This is a genomic window from Paenibacillus sp. FSL P4-0113, assembly GCF_038009305.1.
Taxonomy (GTDB): Bacteria; Bacillota; Bacilli; order Paenibacillales; family Paenibacillaceae; genus Paenibacillus; species Paenibacillus polymyxa_D.
The window spans coordinates 256,732-273,161 of sequence record NZ_JBBPAZ010000001.1; the positions used below are offsets into that span (position 1 = coordinate 256,732).

General features: G+C 47.3%; 16 protein-coding genes. 11 read left to right on the top strand and 5 right to left on the bottom strand.

Features of this window, described 5'->3' with window-relative positions; genetic code table 11:
* Positions 1–207: 207 nt before the first annotated feature.
* The 6 genes from rhaI (at position 208) to MKX46_RS01195 (ending at position 6,925) form a co-directional block, all read left to right on the top strand.
* Positions 208–1,428 carry an L-rhamnose isomerase gene (rhaI, locus tag MKX46_RS01170; RefSeq protein WP_069012377.1) on the top strand — a complete coding sequence of 407 codons (1,221 nt, stop codon included), beginning with the start codon at positions 208–210 and terminating at the stop codon, positions 1,426–1,428.
* A complete protein-coding gene (gene rhaB, locus MKX46_RS01175) occupies positions 1,425–2,900 on the top strand; it encodes a rhamnulokinase (protein ID WP_029518450.1) in 1,476 nt (491 codons plus the stop codon). Before rhaI ends, rhaB begins: the two co-directional genes overlap by 4 nt.
* 20 nt (positions 2,901–2,920) lie before the next feature.
* Positions 2,921–3,679, top strand: a complete 759-nt coding sequence (locus MKX46_RS01180) for a DeoR/GlpR family DNA-binding transcription regulator (RefSeq protein ID WP_029518449.1) — start codon at positions 2,921–2,923, stop codon at positions 3,677–3,679.
* A gap of 252 nt (positions 3,680–3,931) precedes the next feature.
* The gene (locus tag MKX46_RS01185; RefSeq protein WP_029518448.1) at positions 3,932–4,660 is read left to right on the top strand and encodes a (Fe-S)-binding protein; all 729 of its coding nucleotides are present in this window, start codon (positions 3,932–3,934) and stop codon (positions 4,658–4,660) included.
* Positions 4,657–6,177 (top strand): LutB/LldF family L-lactate oxidation iron-sulfur protein, encoded by a 1,521-nt coding sequence (locus MKX46_RS01190; protein WP_029518447.1) that lies wholly within the window; start codon positions 4,657–4,659, stop codon positions 6,175–6,177. The genes MKX46_RS01185 and MKX46_RS01190 overlap by 4 nt, the downstream gene beginning before the upstream one ends.
* Positions 6,170–6,925: a LutC/YkgG family protein gene (locus MKX46_RS01195; protein WP_029518446.1), complete on the top strand. Its 756-nt coding sequence runs from the start codon at positions 6,170–6,172 to the stop codon at positions 6,923–6,925. Before MKX46_RS01190 ends, MKX46_RS01195 begins: the two co-directional genes overlap by 8 nt.
* 12 nt (positions 6,926–6,937) lie before the next feature.
* Here MKX46_RS01195 and MKX46_RS01200 read toward each other — a convergent pair whose 3' ends face one another.
* From MKX46_RS01200 to MKX46_RS01215, 4 genes are all read right to left on the bottom strand, one after another.
* Positions 6,938–8,044, bottom strand: coding sequence for a HAMP domain-containing sensor histidine kinase (locus MKX46_RS01200; protein WP_029518445.1), 1,107 nt, complete (start codon positions 8,042–8,044; stop codon positions 6,938–6,940).
* A 15-nt stretch (positions 8,045–8,059) separates the two neighbouring features.
* Positions 8,060–8,761 (bottom strand): response regulator transcription factor, encoded by a 702-nt coding sequence (locus MKX46_RS01205; protein ID WP_029518444.1) that lies wholly within the window; start codon positions 8,759–8,761, stop codon positions 8,060–8,062.
* Between the two features lie 110 nt (positions 8,762–8,871).
* Positions 8,872–10,062, bottom strand: a complete 1,191-nt coding sequence (locus MKX46_RS01210) for an acyltransferase (RefSeq protein ID WP_029518443.1) — start codon at positions 10,060–10,062, stop codon at positions 8,872–8,874.
* 223 nt (positions 10,063–10,285) lie between these two features.
* Positions 10,286–10,711 (bottom strand): CHRD domain-containing protein, encoded by a 426-nt coding sequence (locus MKX46_RS01215; RefSeq protein ID WP_023988435.1) that lies wholly within the window; start codon positions 10,709–10,711, stop codon positions 10,286–10,288.
* A gap of 168 nt (positions 10,712–10,879) precedes the next feature.
* On the opposite strand from MKX46_RS01215, the gene MKX46_RS01220 reads away from it, so the two are divergent.
* The 3 genes from MKX46_RS01220 (at position 10,880) to MKX46_RS01230 (ending at position 13,129) form a co-directional block, all read left to right on the top strand.
* Positions 10,880–11,302 carry a hypothetical protein gene (locus tag MKX46_RS01220; protein ID WP_029518442.1) on the top strand — a complete coding sequence of 141 codons (423 nt, stop codon included), beginning with the start codon at positions 10,880–10,882 and terminating at the stop codon, positions 11,300–11,302.
* A 227-nt stretch (positions 11,303–11,529) separates the two neighbouring features.
* Positions 11,530–12,690 (top strand): rhamnogalacturonan acetylesterase, encoded by a 1,161-nt coding sequence (locus tag MKX46_RS01225; RefSeq protein WP_029518441.1) that lies wholly within the window; start codon positions 11,530–11,532, stop codon positions 12,688–12,690.
* A 115-nt stretch (positions 12,691–12,805) separates the two neighbouring features.
* Positions 12,806–13,129 carry an MGMT family protein gene (locus MKX46_RS01230; RefSeq protein WP_029518440.1) on the top strand — a complete coding sequence of 108 codons (324 nt, stop codon included), beginning with the start codon at positions 12,806–12,808 and terminating at the stop codon, positions 13,127–13,129.
* A 155-nt stretch (positions 13,130–13,284) separates the two neighbouring features.
* Here the strand turns inward: MKX46_RS01230 and MKX46_RS01235 are convergent, their stop codons facing one another.
* Positions 13,285–13,473 carry a hypothetical protein gene (locus MKX46_RS01235; RefSeq protein ID WP_019687137.1) on the bottom strand — a complete coding sequence of 63 codons (189 nt, stop codon included), beginning with the start codon at positions 13,471–13,473 and terminating at the stop codon, positions 13,285–13,287.
* A 318-nt stretch (positions 13,474–13,791) separates the two neighbouring features.
* Between MKX46_RS01235 and MKX46_RS01240 the strand changes: the two genes are divergently transcribed.
* Both MKX46_RS01240 and MKX46_RS01245 read left to right on the top strand, forming a co-directional pair.
* A complete protein-coding gene (locus MKX46_RS01240; RefSeq protein ID WP_341070784.1) occupies positions 13,792–14,955 on the top strand; it encodes a TolC family protein in 1,164 nt (387 codons plus the stop codon).
* 13 nt (positions 14,956–14,968) lie between these two features.
* On the top strand, positions 14,969–16,429 hold the full coding sequence (locus MKX46_RS01245; protein ID WP_341070785.1) for an efflux RND transporter periplasmic adaptor subunit: 1,461 nt from the start codon (positions 14,969–14,971) through the stop codon (positions 16,427–16,429).
* The last annotated feature ends 1 nt before the right edge of the window (position 16,430 follow it).

A 16,430-nucleotide genomic window follows, 5' to 3' on the forward strand; every position in this document is an offset into this window, starting at 1 on the left:
ATTTCAACGGCTCAACACTTAGGATTATAACGAACTAATTTAATGTACTAATCTATTTCACTAATCCAAGCCACATGTTATACACACACTAACACTTTAAAAATAGAAGTGACTTTATGGGTGGTCAGCAGCGGAGCGATCGGAAGAACAATCCGCACGCGAAGCGATCTCCCATAACTCACTTCATTTTTCCAAGGAGGAACCATGATGAGTGACAAAGCGTACGCCTTATTCGAGGAACAACAGCAACAACGAGGCATTGACCTGGAGCGAGTAAAGGCAAAGCTGAAAGCGCTTAGCATAGAAACACCATCCTGGGGATATGGCGACTCAGGTACACGATTTAAAGTCTTTCAGAAAACGGGCGTGCCGCGTGATCCGTTCGAAAAGTTGGAGGATGCCGCGCAGGTTCATGCCGTGACGGGCTTATGTCCATCCGTTGCTATTCACATTCCGTGGGATAAAGTAGACAACTACGGCAAGCTTCGCAGTCATGCGGAAAGCCTCGGTCTGCGGATTGGGGCCGTGAATCCTAATCTGTTTCAAGACGAGGACTACATGCTCGGCAGTGTCACCAATGTAGACCCGTCCATCCGCCGCAAGGCCATCAACCATTTGCTAGAATGCGTAGATATTGCGAAGGAAACGGGCTCGAACGATTTTAGCTTATGGTTCGCAGACGGAACGAATTATCCCGGTCAGGGGGACATTCGCAAACGGAAAAATTGGATGCTGGAAGCGCTCAGTGAAATGTATAAGGCACTCACATCTGACATGCGCATGCTGATTGAATACAAGGCGTTCGAGCCAGCCTTTTATCATACGGATATTGCCGATTGGGGCATGGCGTATAATTACGCAACCAAGCTGGGGCCGCAGGCACAGGTGCTGGTGGATACTGGGCATCATCTGCCGGGAGCCAACGTGGAGCATATTGTGGCGTTTCTAATTGATGAGAAGCGATTAGGTGGTTTTCATTTTAATAGCTACAAATATGCGGATGATGATCTGATCGTGGGCTCCGCGAATCCGTATGAACTGTTCTTGATTTTTTATCAAATTTTAAATGCGGCTCAGGATGTGGATAAAGATATTCGGCATACGGTGGACAAAATTGCTTATTTGATCGATCAGTCGCACAATATTGAGCAAAAAATTCCGGCGATGATTCGTTCGGTGCTGAATGTGCAGACTCAATATGCGAAAGCGCTCCTAATTAATCATGCAGAAGTGGAGGAAGCATCGAGCCGCCAGAATGTGCTGGGTGCGGAGGATGCTGTGCGACAAGCGTTTGAGTTTGATGTGGCACCATTGCTCAGAGCGATCCGTGAAGAGCAAGGCTTACCAGCAGACCCGATGAAAGCTTACTTAGCGTCTGAGTATGGCACGCAGATTTTGCAAAGAGGCAAGGGTGGTGCAAGCTGGTGAGTATCCTCGCTTATGATTTGGGGGCAAGCAGTGGCAGGGTTCTACTCGGAGAATTGACGGATTCACGTATAGTGGTGGAGGAAATCCATCGCTTTTCGAATGATCCGGTCAAGGTTGGGGAACATCTGCACTGGGATCTGTTGCGTCTGTATCACGAGGTTCAGCAAGGATTGATCAAAGCCAAGCATAGGGGAGTGAATCCATCCAGTCTTGCGATTGACTCCTGGGCGGTCGATTTTGGACTGATCGGAGAAACTGGAGAATTGCTGGGCAACCCTTATCATTATCGGGATTGGCACACCCATGGGGTAATGGAAGAAGTACAGGAACGGCTGGGAAAAGAGTTTATTTTCCAGCGCACAGGCATTCAGTTTTTGACGTTTAATACCATTTATCAGCTGGCTGCTATGCGAAATGCGAGTTCACCGTTGCTGGAGCAGGCAAAGCATTTCTTGATGATTCCAGATCTGCTACGGTATTTTCTGACAGGTGAAATGTACAATGAGTTTTCCAATGTGACCAGCACGCAATTATATAATCCGTTGCAGCAAAAATGGGATGATGAGCTTTTGTCTGGAATCAACATTCCTCATTCCTGGTTTGGTGAGGTGCTGGAGCCAGGAAATGTTGCAGGAACGATCCGCTCGTCGGTTATGAACGATTTGGGCATTGGAGCGATTCCTGTGATTGCAGTAGCAGAGCACGATACGGGATCTGCTGTGGCTGCCGTGCCTGCGCTGGAGCGCTCGTTTGCGTACTTGAGCTGTGGAACATGGTCCCTGATGGGAACGGAAACGGCACAGCCTGTAATCAATGACGATACGCTTCGTTTTAATTTTACGAACGAAGGTGGGGTCAGTCGAACTTACAGGCTGCTTAAAAACATCATGGGCTTATGGATTTTACAGGAGGCGCGTAGGGAGTGGGAACGGCAGGGGTACTCCTATTCCTTCCCTGAACTGGTTCATATGGCAGAACAGGCTCCAGCATTCACTTCTTTGATTGATCCGGACGATGAACTATTTCTGCACGCCGGGGATATGAGAACACGAATTCGCCAATATTGCCGCAATACCCGACAGCCATTGCCCGAGACGCCGGGAGAAATCACGCGTTGTATTTTGGAGAGTCTGGCGTTAAAGTACCGTTACATTTTGGAGCTTACAGAACAGGTGTCAGGACAACGGTTTAATGGTTTACATATGGTCGGAGGAGGGATTCAAAATCGCTTGTTGTGCCAATGGACGGCCAATTCGATTCAAAAACCAGTGTGGGCGGGACCTGCAGAAGCGAGCGCAATCGGCAATCTTGCGGTACAATGGATGACACAGGGAAAGTTCGCCGATATATGGGAAGCCCGCTGGGTCATCGCGAATTCTATTTCCGTGGAGGAATATGAGCCTGCCGAATCAGAAGCGTGGGAGGATGCCTATGGGCAATTCCGGCGGGTAGCGGGACTTTTTGTACATTAAAGATGTGGAGTGAGATTGCCATGCTGGTCGCAGAAAGATATGAGATGATTGTGCAGCTCGTGAATGAAAAAGGAAGCATACGAGTGTCCGAATTGAGTGAGTTGTGCAAAGTAACGGAGGAAACGATTCGTCGTGATCTGGACCGTCTGGAGCAGGCGGGACGACTGCGCCGTTCGCATGGGGGAGCGGTAAGTGTCAAAAACGAGCAGCCTGAAACGCCCTATGCGGTACGGGAAATTATGAACGCAGAGGAAAAGCGCAGAATTGCCGAAGAAGCGGTTAAGCAGATTCAGCCGAATGATCGTATTTTGCTGGATGCCAGCACAACCGCCTGGTATATGGCCTCAAGTTTACCGGATATTCCTTTGACGATATTAACGAATTCGATTCGGGTAGCTACAGAGCTGGCGGGTAAGGAAAAAATCGAGGTCATTTCGACGGGGGGGCAGTTGCTTCAACGCTCGCTGTCATTTGTAGGCCCGCTCGCAGAGCGTTCCCTGGAAACCTATTATGTGGATAAATTGTTTTTCTCCAGCCAGGGGGTTCATCTGGATCGCGGTATTAGTGAATCGAATGAACTGCAAGCTCGTTTGAAGCAGAAAATGGTCAGCATTGCAGACCGTGTGATTTTACTGGCCGATGCGAGCAAATTTGGGCAACAGGCGTTTACGCATGTCGTGAACCTGTCGCAGGTATCCGAGATTATTACGGATTCGAGGTTGTCGGATCCGATTCGCAGTCAACTTGCGGAGCAGGCTATTCCAGTTACGGTTGTGTGAATTTAAAAATGTCGAGGTGGAGAGTGTCGCTCCGCGTTTCATTTGCTCTTACGCTCGCTGTTGCAGTGGGATTCTTTGATGATGTAAAACACGTTTAGGTGAGAATCCCACTGCAAGCTTATGCTTACGTAGAGAGCTTTCCTTTGGAAAGCTTTTAGGCAAACGCTGACGCTTCTCCAGATTCAAATGAACCGATCCGCTGGTATCCTCTATAAAGTAATAGCTATTCCATAGACGTAAGGGGTGTTCCGTATGAAGGTATCTTTATTTATTACTTGCCTGAGTGATGCGATTTATCCCAAGGTGGGGGAAGCGATGGCATGCTTGCTTTCCAGATATGGTGTTCAGCTGGATTTTCCGAAGGTACAGACATGCTGCGGACAGCCGTCCTATAACAGCGGCTATTGGGATGAAACGAGGGTTGCTGCCAAAACAATTCTGAAAGCGTTTAACGACAGCGATTTTGTCGTATCTCCTTCCGGTTCCTGTACATATATGATTCATCATTACCCGGAGTTGTTTAAGGATGAGCCCGAATGGCTCGATTCAGCACGGAGGCTGGAACAAAAGACGTATGAGTTTACGCAATTTATGGTACAGGTGCTTGGCGTGACCGATGTGGGCGCGTCTTTTCCGCATACAGTAACCTATCATCCGTCTTGCCATGGCACACGTTTGCTCGGCGTGAAGGAGGAACCGATGAAGATGCTTGGCAGTGTAAAGGGGCTGCAATTAGTACCACTTCCCTTTGCTGAGGACTGCTGTGGCTTTGGCGGGACTTTCGCGGTGAAAATGCCAGATATTTCGGGAGCGATGGTGACTGAAAAAGTGGACCATATCAGGGAGACCGAAGCCGAGGTACTGGTCGGACTAGATATGGCCTGCTTGATGAACATTGCCGGAAATCTTCGGTATCGGGAGGAGCCAGTTCGGGTCATGCATCTGGCTGAGCTGCTGTACGAAGGGGTGAAGCACGCATGACCGTCGTACACACACATTCCATGAACCAAAAGGTCAAAAAACGTGCAGAGCTGGCCCTAAATGATGATTTTCTGCGGAATGCAGTTCGTTTCACTACAGAGCGTTTGCGTAACGGAAAGCAGGTGGCTTCAGAGCAACACGGAAATTGGGAAGAATGGCGTGAACGGGGCCGTCAAATTCGTCTGCATACCATTGCCCATCTGGACTATTACTTAAATCTATTTGTAGAAAATGCCCGTGCCAACGGGGTGCATATCCATTTTGCCGATACAGCAGCCGATGCCGTACGTATTACCCTGGATATTGCTGCACATAGCCAAGCCCGTTCCGTCGTCAAATCCAAGTCGATGGTGTCGGAGGAGTTACATTTGAATCAGGCGCTGGAGGGTGCGGATATCGAGACGATTGAAAGTGACCTCGGTGAATATATTATTCAACTGGCAGGAGAGCCCCCGTCTCATATCGTCATTCCGGCGATTCACAAAAACCGCTTTCAGATTGCCGAACTGTTATCCCAAGAAGCAGGTGAGAAACTGTCCGCGGATACGACGATTTTGGCGGGCTTTGTCCGCAAAAAGCTGCGTGAGAAGTTTCTAGAAGCGGATATTGGCATGACGGGCTGTAATTTCGCCATCGCCGAGACAGGCTCCATGGTCCTGTTTGAAAATGAAGGGAACGCACGGATGGTATCCACTCTGCCCAAAACCCAAATTACGCTGATGGGCATGGAGCGGATTATTCCATCCTGGACGGATTTGGAGGTGATGGCTACATTATTGCCACGATCCGCTACGGGGCAGAAGCTGACCATGTATATGTCTGGTATTTCAGGCCCTCGGCGCAGCCAAGATGCCGATGGGCCTGACGAAATGCACATCATCATCGTAGATAACGGACGTTCACTACAGCTGGGCAATCCCGAGTTTCAAGAGTTGCTGAATTGCATTCGCTGTGGTGCTTGCCTGAATGCCTGTCCGGTGTACCGACACATTGGCGGGCACGCGTATGGCGGGACATATAGTGGCCCTATCGGTGCGGTGCTTACGCCTGCCCTTCATAGCAACATCGAAGAGTGGAACGATATTGCGAGTGCGTCCAGTCTGTGTGGTGCGTGCTATGAAGCCTGTCCGGTCAAAATACCGCTGCATGATATGCTGGTATATTTGCGCAGACGCAAGGTGGAGGCGGGACAAGGAGATAAGCTGGAAACGGCAGGGATGAAAGGTTTTGCGACCGTAGTTTCCAACTCGAAGCGATTCGCAGTGGCGATTCGGCTAGGGCAGATCGCCCAGAAAGCGATCGTCCGTAAAGGTGAAATTACCTTGAAGCTGGGCCCGTTAAAAGGCTGGAATACGTACCGTGTGGCTCCCTCTCTGGCGAAAAAATCCTTCCGTCAGCAATGGAACACGCTGGAGCATAAGCTGGAGCAGGAACGCAACGTGATGCAGCCGGATGTTCTCAGCCGAATGGAGAAGATTTTGGCAGATAGAAGTAAAGGAGGGACGCAGCATGAGTGAGCATAGTAATCCTTCTGCGCAAGCAAAAGCGGCCCATGAAGCGTGGCTTCATCAAATGGAAGAAGAATCCCGTGCCAAGCAGGTACGCTTTATGGACGGCATCGCGACGCGGCTCAAGCGTCCACGACAGACGGAGCCGCCAGTTCAGCCGTTTCGCGGGGCACCTGCATTTTGGTACGAATTCGATTGGAGCGCGGAGCGGCGCATCGAGGAGTTCACTGCTAACTTTACAAGTGTTGGCGGGCATGTCGTGCGTCTGCCGAATTTGGAGCAGACCGCAGACTGGATCGCGTGCAAAGCGCGAGAGCTGGGAGCGGCCTATATCGTCCGGCAGAATGAGCCGGACCTGGATGCGCTCCAGCTGGAATCGGCACTGCCGCAAGTCCGTTTATCGGTGTGGAACACCGATCCAGTCGAGGATTGGAAGGCCCGCGCCGCTGAGGCGGATATCGGCATCGTCATCGCCGACGAAGCGGCTGCTTACACCGGCTCGGTAGCGGTGCTATCCTCGCCGGAGAAAGGCCGTGCGGTCAGCCTTTTGCCAACCGCACTGATCATTCTTCTGCCAGTAGAGCGCTTACGAACACGACTGGGCGAGATTCTAAGCCGCTTTGACGAAGTCGGGCGTGAGCAACTGCCTGCAGGCATTCATTTTATTACTGGACCAAGCCGCTCGTCGGATATTGAAAATGATTTGACGATCGGTGTACACGGGCCAGGTATCGTCTATACGTTGTTAGTGGGCTAGCGTGTAGACCGCCTAACGAGCATGATAGAGGGGAAAACGGGTTTCAAAATCTGTTTGTCTGCGATTACTCCTAACCGAAATGCGGCCATTGTGCAGCTCGGTAATACTTTTTGTAATCGCAAGGCCCAGCCCGGTGCCTCCAGTTTCCTTGGAACGTGATTTGTCCACCCGGTAAAACCGTTCAAACAAGTACGGGACATCTTCCGCAGGAATTGGGGTGCCGTAGTTGGTGCAGATTACCACCGCCTCGTCGTCTTCGCGTCCTATGGTGATATCAAGGCGTTTGCCGTCTTTTCCGTATCGAATAGCGTTGGAAAACAAATTTTCATACAGGCGTACCATCTCGTCGGTATCGGCTAGAATCCGAACAGGCTCGACGATTCGGACACGGTAGGACATGTCTGCCTGTTCCAGAGAGGGTACAAATTCCTCAGCAAGCTGAGTGAGCAATTTGCCGAGATCTACAGGCTCCAGCTCCAGTGGCAGGCTGCCACCGCTCACACGCGTGTATTCAAACAGCTCGTCGATCAGCTTCTTAAGCGTCAATGACTTTTCATAAGCAATGTTCACATAATAGCGCAGCTCAATTTCATCCCGATAGCGGTCGGTTTCAATATATTCCAAAAAACCGATCACGGATGTTAGCGGGGTACGAAGATCATGGGATACGCCAGTGATCAGGTCGTTTTTGGCCTTGGCAGAAGCCCGTTCTTCTTCCAGCAAGAGACGGAGCTTGTCCGCCATGGTGTTCATATTTTTCGCCAAGGTACCCAGCTCGTCCGCTGAAGAAACAGGAATCGTATAGGACAGCTCTCCGTCAGCAAACTCTTGCATCCCCGTCGTAATTTCGCGAAGGTAACCAATCGTATTTTTGGTAAAAAGGAAAAAGAAATAAATATATGTAGGTAGCCCGCCTACCAGCATGATCAGTGGGGACCCAATGTGATTTACGGTCCAGCGAACCAGACGGGTGCCAAAAAATGAACGGGAAGGATTCAGCCATAGTAGCAAAGATGCTCCATAATAAGACACCATCAAAATCAGTCCGGTTAGAGCGAAAGCGGCAAGGCTAAGGGCTGCCAGCTTCCATCCCAACGTATCATATCGTTTTGCCTTCAAGACGTGAATCCTCCATTAATCGAATTTTTCCATTTTGTAGCCGATGCCCCACACCGTTTTTAGATATTTGGGTTTTCTCGGATCAGCCTCAATTTTCTCGCGAATTTTACGCACATGAACCATCAGCGTGTTGTTGGATTCCAGATATTGCTCCTTCCACACTTTTTCATAGATCTGCTCCATGCTCAGCACTTGACCACGATTACGGGCCAACAGCTCGACAATGGCAAATTCTCGTGGGGTCAGCTTAATGGATTCTCCGGCGAGAGTGACCTCATGCGTAGCAGAATTAATGGAGAGTTCATCCAGTATCATTTCATGCTCCGATACAGGGGAGGAATGGGTATATTTCCGTACTCTACGCAGCTGGGATTTAATGCGTGCCACCAGTTCCAACGGGCTGAACGGCTTAGTGACGTAATCATCGGCCCCAACGCTGAGTCCTGTGATTTTGTCCATATCTTGTCCCTTCGCAGACAACATAATAATCGGAAAATGCTCGGTTTCCCTGATCTTCATGCAAGCTTCAACCCCGTCCATATTGGGCATCATCACATCAAGCACCATCACATCTATCGATTCCCGACTGATTTGCTCCAGAGCTTCCAGTCCGTCTCGTGCCATAAGCAGTCGATATCCTTCATTTTCCAAATAAATTTGCATCAGCTTAATAATTTCAGGCTCATCGTCTACTAATAAAATGGTTCCGTTATGCATGGCCCGTGCACCCTTTCTGTTCTTTCCAGCAGTATACAATATGGCGTATTATATACTTTTTTAAAGATGGAGGCTATGGACACTCTTCTCAGTTCGCTTGCTTGGGGACGTCAGCCTTTGGATAGTGCTGTTTCAGTTGAAGAAATACGGTTTTCTTGCTTGAATTGTCTTTTTTCTATTCCCGGTAGTTGACCGAACAGGATCCAAGCAAATGGTAGGAAACGGGAGATGGTAGACACGACGAGCCAAGAGCAAAGAAGTGCAAAGAAAAAACCTCCAGCGTACCACACATGAATAAGCTGCGGAGAACCGATATGTGGTGAAAACTGCCGATACAGAAGCAGGAAAAACGGATGAATCAGATACACACCAAAAGACAGTGTGCCCAGACGTTCCAGCTTGCGAGTGACAAAGGAATGTTGTCGTCTATACATTAAAAAGGAAATCTGTAGTATTACCAGCGTGCTAGACAGGCTGTACATATTATACATAAGTTCGAAAACTAGCGAATTATACGAGATTCCGTACATTCTATTTTCGCACCACATATAGACATGCATGGTGGCTGAAATCAGCCATAAAGCCCAAATTGTGATCCATGTCAGCACTCCGGCAACACTTCGTTGCCCCTTACGCATCAGAAACCACGTTTTCAGCTGTGGGTAGTAATAACCTAGAGCAGCACCCAGCATGTAACAGGCTACATAAGACAGTGCCCAACTGCCCTTATTTTGCACCTGAAATAGAAATTTATTGCCAATTACAAATGACCACTGTAGCAACAGCCCAAGGACAATAGACCATTGTGGAAGTTGCCGATATCGCTGGAACAGCCACAGTACGAATGGAAATGCAAGATAGAATTGTATCATGATAAAAATATAATATAAATGGGTATACGCTTTGCCTGTCGCCAGCTTCAGAGCAAAGCTTTTCGCAAGTGTGGCTATATTCCATGGTTCGGAGCTGCTAGCCATAAGAGACAGGAAGAAATAAAATAGGGAGAACATGACGTAAGGTAAGAGAATATACAGCAATCTCTGCTTATAAAAGCGACTTAAGAACTGTCGTCCCATTGGACGATCCTTGTAGTTGTAGAACAGTACCATGCTGCTAAGCGCGATAAATACGGGGGTTCCATACTTCATCAACACATTGAGCGCATTGTATACAACATATAGGCTGGAATTTGTAAGCTGAACCGTTGCATAAGAAGTGGCATGTACCATCAAGACGGCTAAAATCGCCATGGCTCTGACCAACTGCAATTCGGGAATTTTTTCTTTGGTCGTAGGCTTCATAAGCTTCATTTCCTTTCAGGAGTGAACTGTATCTTGTTGAACTCTTTCTATTAAAAGATAAAGTTCTTAACAACCCTAAAGGGAACGGCTTAAGAAACGCTTATGAACTTCTTAACTTTTGTTAAGAATTGAGGATTTTGCAAAAATCCTGAATTAAGAAAAGAACTTCCATAGCCTCAAAATGAGTGGTATGGAAGTTCTTTTTTATACTCATGATTATTCGTTATTTGCAACGTTTGATAGGTGCGCGTCTAATTTGTCCACGAATAGCACCATTCGGATGACGGATCGTGTGGACATTGACGTAGGCATTACCCTCTCTAATTTGGCACACCAAATCATAAATGGTTCTGCCTCTGAGTGGACCGGTAAGATCACATGCACGGAGCACGCCGCTAACGACGCCTCTTCTAACGGTTATTCCAAACTTCGAAGGACCAAACAGTGTAGCAACAACAGGGCCATTTTCACCTCTTCGTCCCAGATGAATATGCGCTTCGGTTACCCGTGAGATATTGCGTACAGTCAGTTCAAAGCTTAATTGTTGGCTCGTTGGACGGTAACGAAATTCGGCTGTTCCTGTCGCATTTGTTCTGACAGGAGGCACTTCATTAGCCCCCCTTAAGGTGGCTCTAAACTTATTAGACATGACATCCCTCCTTTCTCAGTGTTGGTTTAGTGTATTCACAGGGCTAGAGAAGGGGCTGCACATTAGCCTATTCATCAGAAGTTGTGTGTTTTACAAGTTATTCAGTCCAAGCACAAAACAAACTTTTTCATAGTCTATGAGTATCTGATAGAGAGAGGAGGAGAAACCATGGGAACATTTATTGATGGGAGAACATCCCAAAATGCTTCGACAGCCAACTCTATTGCCATTCCGATCACTCTTATAAATACGCCTCAATTGTTCGGGCAGATCGGGTTAAACACACTGGGAGCTACAGGTACGCCACGGGTTTTGCTTAAAGGAACTATATCGCTTCAACTTCCGCTTGCTTTAGTCGGAATAACGATCACTATTGTAAGAGGTACCCTGGTTACTGACCCTGTTGTTTATTCGGCCACGTCAACTTTTAGTTTGAGTTTGTTGGCTCCACAGGTTATTGCATTCTCAGCCGATGACTTTAACCCGCCGATTACGGAACAATTGGTGTACACTGCTTTTGTTTCAGCTAACCTGCTGGGTACAATACGTGTAGGTCCAGAGAGCTTTGACGGAATTTTGGTTGCGGATTAATGTAGTAATTTTGATATGACGAAATATCGCTTCATGAGGCTTCGCAGATGTAACTGCGAAGCTTTTTTGTGTACAAGACAAGTTTCAAGCTTAACGATTAAACTACTTTTCTTTTGCATAAGAATTACACAGGCATAACCCTGCAACAATGGGTAGAATTTTATGTATGCGCTTACAGTAAATATCCATTGCTTCGTACAATTAAAAATCTGGAGGAGGAATGAAGAATGGTGTGGAAAAAAGGATTGACTCATATGCTTTTAGCAGCTTTTTTATGTGGTGCAACAGGTGTGGGCATAGCTCTCCCGGCCCAGGCATCCGCTGGCGAGTACAAGTTTGATTTTGGCGGAGGTACGGTCGAAACGGGTTATACCGGAGTGAGCGCTTCGCTGTCTTATGACTTAGCACGTGGCTATGGCTTTCGTACCCCTGAGAATATGCGTAATGTCAGTGCTTCGGGGACTGGAGTGGCAAGTGATGCGGTACGTTTCCTGGTTACAGGTACGAAAAGCGAGAATACTTTTGATGTTGATCTTCCTCCTGGTTTGTATGAGGTGTCGGTTACTTTAGGAGATACCTCTCGTTCGAGTATTGCAGCTGAAGGGGTGTATCAGGTCATAAATATGACAGGGAATGGGGCCAAGGATCGCTTTCAAATTCCAGTAACAGACGGACAACTAAATCTGCTGGTTACTGAAGGCAAAGAGGGGGCGGTCTTCACACTCAGTGCAATGGAAATCAGGCAATTATCTAGCAATCCGGTTACGAATCGAACAATTTATATCGGTGGGGATTCTACGGTATGTAACTATTATCCGCTGGATAGCAGCGTGCAGGCGGGATGGGGTCAACTGCTGCCAGAGTTTGTGAACACGAATACTTTTCAAATTCGCAATATGGCGTCAGGAGGCCAAATTGCTAGAGGCTTCCATCAGGACGGTCAGTTGGAGGCCATCGTCCAATATATTAAGCCGGGGGATTATTTTATTCTCCAATTGGGCATTAATGACACCAATCCAAAGCATAACGAAAGCGAAGCAGAGTTTAAGGACTGGATGCGGGATATGATCCGGCAGGCGAAGGCTAAGGGGGCGACGGTAATCCTGTCAACTCCGCAAGGACGAGCCACTGACTTTAATGCTAACAATGTACACAACGCAGAAAATAGATGGTATAGAAGTGCTATTTTGGCGCTGGCTCAAGAGGAACAAACGCCTTTAGTCGACCTGAATGTTCTTAGCTCCGCTTATTTTACTTCTATTGGTAAAGTCGCTACACTGGCTTTGTACATGAACGGTGATACACTCCATCCAAACTATGAAGGTGCAAGGGAACTGGCACGATTGGTAGCACAGGATTTAAAAAGGCAGGGTCTGAGCGGATTCTAAATTTTAACGATGGGTTTTCCCCTGTTTCTTACATTTGTAGGAGCAGGGGTTTTTAGCATCTGTTCAGGGTGCTATAATTATTGAAAAAGCAATAGTAATACGGAGGAATTAGAACATGCAGCCTTTCACTGCCCGTGTGCTTCAAATTATACTGTTGATCCCTGAGGGAAAAGTAATGACTTACGGTCAAATTGCGGCAGAGGCCGGAAGCCCAAGAGGTGCCAGACAGGTGGTGCGGATTTTGCATACATTGAGCCAAAAACACCGGCTTCCTTGGCATAGAGTAGTCAACCGTTTGGGGGAGATTGCTTTGCAGGAGGATGAGTCCGCATCCCTGCAGCGTCTGTATTTGGAGGAGGAAGGCATACGGTTTAATGAAAACGGGCGCATTCCACTGGATCAATATCTCTATGATCCGCAGGCAGAGATGGAAGAATAGGCGCGGAACAAGCTATGCGGTTTTATATTAAATTTGATCGTCATAAAGAACCGGGACAACTCAATTAACGATTTGTCCCGGTCTTTTTCATCTAGCATACGAAGCAGATAACTAGAGGTAATCTGTTATTTATAGCATAAGATTCATTTGTCATTTTATCCGATAAGATGCTGCTGATCCCGTTGGGCAAGGTGAAAAGAAATGCTGTTCATCAGTGGTATATCGTTATTTTTCCGGGCTTCCCGGATGAGTTGTTTCTTTTTTTGATCTGATTCACGTAAAAAGCGGGTCATCCACAAATCAGACGGTTCGTTAGTGGTTGTCATACGAGATTCTTTTATCATCTATTAACCCTCCCAGTGAGCGGCTGTTATTCTTTCTCTAGTATATGTTCCAAACCTTAATAGATGCTGTTGGTTTCCTTAAAATTAGCTGAAAATTAGGTAAAGTTAAGGTAAAAATAGGTTGAATCCATATCTGATTGGACGAAAAGTAGTATAAAGCGAGTAATCTGGAAGTAAAGGTTACAAAAATGTATTGTATTGACACCTTGTACCAACACAAACCTGAAAGTACAATTAGAATGCAAGAGTTTGTGGAAATTTATGTCGAAAAAAACGGAAAAGATTCGAAGAATGCACCGAAAGGGGAGAGATTCATCTATGAAGCAAAAAGCGGCTGCCGTGCTGCTTGTATTGTCATTATCATCAGGCTTGGCCTCCACTGTACAGGCTGAGAGTTTATCAGGAAATGTAGCATCAAGTACGTCAGTTAAACCTTCTGCTGCGGCTCCATCGAAGACATCATCCATAACGGGTCAGGCTTTACCTACATTGACACTCAAGCAGGCCGCGGAATGGGCACAGACGAACAGTTACAATACACGTACCGCCGAACGGGACGTAGAGCGCCGCAGAATGGAACTGAAAAATGCAGAAAAGGACCTGGGCAATTCACCTGTCGATTTTATAGACAATGAGTATGTTGATGATGAAACGTCATGGAGAAATTACAGTTCCTCGACGCTATCTTATTTAGCCAGCAAAAAGCAGGCGCAGTTCGCCAAAGACCAGATTTATTTTAATGTGATGAAAAGCTATCAAAGTGTGTTCGTGGCAGAGAATCAGGTGAAAAATGATCTAGAAGCGCTTGAAATCGCCCAAGCGGAGGAAAAGATTGCACTTGCCAAATTTGCGCGCGGAAAGCTGTCTGAGCATGCGAAAAACGAGAGTACACAGGCCAGAAGCCAAGCTCAGCAAACCGTAGAGCAGGGGAAAATTGCGTTGCAAAAATCCAGGGATGCCCTGAACTTCCTCATGGGACAGCCTAATGGAACAGCTTATGAATTGGTCGATCGACCCGTGTACAAGGAACCGAAGAAGCTGGATATCGAATTACATATACAACAGCTGACAGACATGAATCCAAATTTATGGAAGCTGGAGGATAGCATCAAAACTTCGGAGCTTAATGTGAGATATTTCGATTTTAACAATGGTGCAGGTACTTATGATCTAGCTAAAATGGATGTCGATACGGCTAAGGAGGAACTCGACAAAGGTCAAAAGGATTTTGCCGAATCTCTCCGTAATTTGTATGCCACAGTTAAGGAAAATCAAAAGAAATACGTACAACTGGAAGAAAGCTTGCGTACAGCAAAAGAGGCCTTGGAATTATCACGCAAAAAGTGGGCCAGAGGTCTAATTATTGAGATGGAATTGAAAAATAATCAGTTGAAAGTGAACCAGATTGAACGGCAAATGGAAGAGCTTGCGATCGAGTTGGATCAAAATGAGTATACGTTGAACAAGCCATGGAGCACATAGGGAGGAAACGGCATTGGCAGAAACGGTTTTAAATGACGCTTTAATCAAGTTACGGAGAAAACGGAGAAAAAAGTGGATCTGGACTGCAATTGTTCTACTGGTTGTCGGTGGAGGCGGAGCAGCAGTATACCTAAATTTGCCCAAAGAACAGGCGGCACCGTTGGTTCAGGATGAGAAGCTTAAAGTAGAACGCGGCGATGTGAGCGAGAAGCTGGATACGTCCGGTACCGTACAGGCTTCCAAGGAAGTGAAGTTGAATTTTACAAGCGCAGGCGAAAATAAGCTGGCAGCGGTGAACGTGAAGGCCGGAGACAAAGTAAAGAAAGGACAAGTCCTGGCTCTTCTGGACAGTTCTGAAATTAAAATGCAAATTCAGAGTGCGTCTGATACTTTGGAAATATCCAAAGCCAAGCTGGCTGAATTGGAGAAAGGTCCGAAGGCAGAGGACATTGAAATTCAGAAAACAAATGTACTTCGGGCCAAAATGGCTATCGATACAGCGCAAGAATCATTTGAGCTGGAAGAAGCCGAAAGTCAGAAGAAAACTTCCCAAAAGCAGTTGGAACAGGCGCGAAAGGCATTTGAAGACCAAAAGTTTTTACATGATGCCGGGGCGGTGTCCAACAGTGAATTAGAGCAGGCAGAGCAAGCACTGGATAAAGCACAGACGGACTATGATGGTCTGGATCTGCAGTTCCGCAAAATCATGTCACAAAAACGTCGCACCATTTCAGAGGCTGAAATCGGATATCGTACGGCAATGGCAGAGCTTCGCAAAATTCAGGTTCCGGCTGATGCATCCAATATTCAAGCCTCACGGATAGAGGTTCGAAGACAGGCGACGGAACTGGAGCAGAAGAAAAATGAATTGAACAAGCTTCAGGTTACAGCACCTTGGGACGGGGTAATCTTGAAGGTGAACGGGGATGTAGGGACCAGTCCGACAGCTCCATTCATTGTCATGAATAACTCGGATTCCAACGACCTTAAGGTGGTTGTGAAGGTAAGTCAGACCGACATTGTCAAAGTAAAGAAGGGTCTTTCAGCCGTGTTGACTACCAATGCCTATCCGGGTGAATCATTTCCAGGGAAGGTGCAATTCGTGTCACCGGAAGCCTCTACGGATGAAGGGATGACGACGTATCTGATGGAACTGTCTGTTCATGACCCGAAAGGCAAGCTCAAAACGGGCATGATTATGAATGTGGCCGTTATTTTGGGAGTACACAAAAATGTACTGTTCGTACCTGCGACTGCGCTGAGATCCGAAGGGGGACAGGATGGCGTGTATGTTTCCGCTAATAATGCTGCAAATCCAGGGGCGCGCACTTTCAAGCCCGTAGAACTCGGATTTTATACGCCAGATCGAGTCGAACTCAAGTCAGGTGTAAAGGAGGGTGACACGCTTATTGTGCCTGCTCCTGAACCTCCGCCGGACCCTTCCGCTATGGGCGGCATGCAGGGAGGCTTTTAAA